2 protein-coding genes are annotated in these 1,367 nt (G+C 72.5%); one reads left to right on the forward strand and one right to left on the reverse strand.

Features of this window, described 5'->3' with window-relative positions:
- Positions 1 to 12: 12 nt before the first annotated feature.
- On the forward strand, positions 13 to 843 hold the full coding sequence (locus tag DKT69_RS00255; RefSeq protein WP_109799596.1) for a 1,4-dihydroxy-6-naphtoate synthase: 831 nt from the start codon (positions 13 to 15) through the stop codon (positions 841 to 843).
- Here the strand turns inward: DKT69_RS00255 and DKT69_RS00260 are convergent.
- Positions 804 to 1,190, reverse strand: a complete 387-nt coding sequence (locus tag DKT69_RS00260) for a cold-shock protein (protein ID WP_109799597.1) — start codon at positions 1,188 to 1,190, stop codon at positions 804 to 806. The two genes, DKT69_RS00255 and DKT69_RS00260, sit on opposite strands and share 40 nt — an antisense overlap.
- Positions 1,191 to 1,367: the final 177 nt, after the last annotated feature.

Below are 1,367 nucleotides of genomic sequence, written 5' to 3' on the forward strand. Positions count from 1 at the left end.
TAACGTGGGGGCGTGGCGCTCTCTCTGGCGATCTCGCCCTGCCCCAATGACACGTTCGTCTTCGACGCCCTGGTGCACGGGCGGGTGCCCGGCGCCCCGCCGGTCGAGGTCACCTACGCCGACGTGGACGTCACCAACACGGCCGCCGAGCGCGGGGCGTTCGACCTGGTCAAGGTGAGTTACGCGGCGCTGCCGTGGCTGCTGGACGACTACCACCTACTGCCGTGCGGCGGGGCGCTCGGCCGGGGCTGCGGCCCGCTCGTGCTCACCCGGGGCGACCGGACCGACCTCTCCGGCGCCACCGTGGCGGTGCCCGGCGAGCGGACCACCGCGTACCTGCTCTTCCGGCTCTGGTCGGCGGAGCGGCCGCCGGCGCGGATCGAGGTGGTGCCGTTCCACGAGATCATGCCGGGCGTCGCCGCCGGCCGGTACGACGCCGGACTGGTGATCCACGAGGCCCGGTTCACCTACCCCCGGCACAGGCTGACCGCGCTGGTCGACCTCGGCGAGTGGTGGGAGGGCGACACCGGCCTGCCGATCCCGCTCGGCGCGATCCTGGCCCACAAGGGCACCGTCGACCCGGTCGAGGCCGCCGCCTGGATCCGCGAGTCGGTACGCCAGGCGTGGGCCGACCCGGAGGCCAGCCGGGAGTACGTGCTCTCCCACGCGCAGGAGATGGAGCCCGACGTGGTGGACCAGCACATCGGCCTCTACGTCAACGAGTTCACCGCCGACCTGGGGAAGGCCGGCTTCGCCGCCGTCGAGGCGCTGCTGGGCCGGGCCGCCGACGCCGGGCTCGTCCCTCAGACCTCCAGCTCGCGGGCCACCGCGTGGACCAGCTGAGCGACCTTCTGCGCCGTCTTCCGGTCCGGGAAGCGGCCCCGGCGCAGGTCCGGCTGGACCTTCGCCTCCAGCACCTTGATCATGTCCTCGACCAGTCCGTGCAGCTCCTCGGCCGGCCGGCGGCGCAGCTCCGCCACGGACGGCGGCGCCTCCAGCAGCTTGACCCCCATCGCCTGGGCGCCCCGGCGGCTGTCGACCACGCTGAAGTCGACCCGCTGACCACCCTTCAGGTCGCTGACGCCCGCCGGTAGCGCGCCCTTGGGCAGGAACACGTCGCCACCCTCGTCACTGGTGACGAACCCGTATCCCTTGGCCGCGTCGTACCACTTCACTCGACCCGTCGGCACCTGAAAACCCCTGCTTCGCTCGACATCTACTGCTCCCAGGCTAGTGCGGTGTCAACTAACGTTCACCGGGTGTCCGGTGGGTGCTGTGGATCCTCGCCTGTTGGGCGAGCGACTCCCCACCGGGTGGTGGGGCGGGCCACCGCGGGCCAACTGATCCTCGCGCCGCCCGGGATGGGC

The organism is Micromonospora sicca, assembly GCF_003172935.1.
Lineage (GTDB): Bacteria > Actinomycetota > Actinomycetes > Mycobacteriales > Micromonosporaceae > Micromonospora > Micromonospora sicca.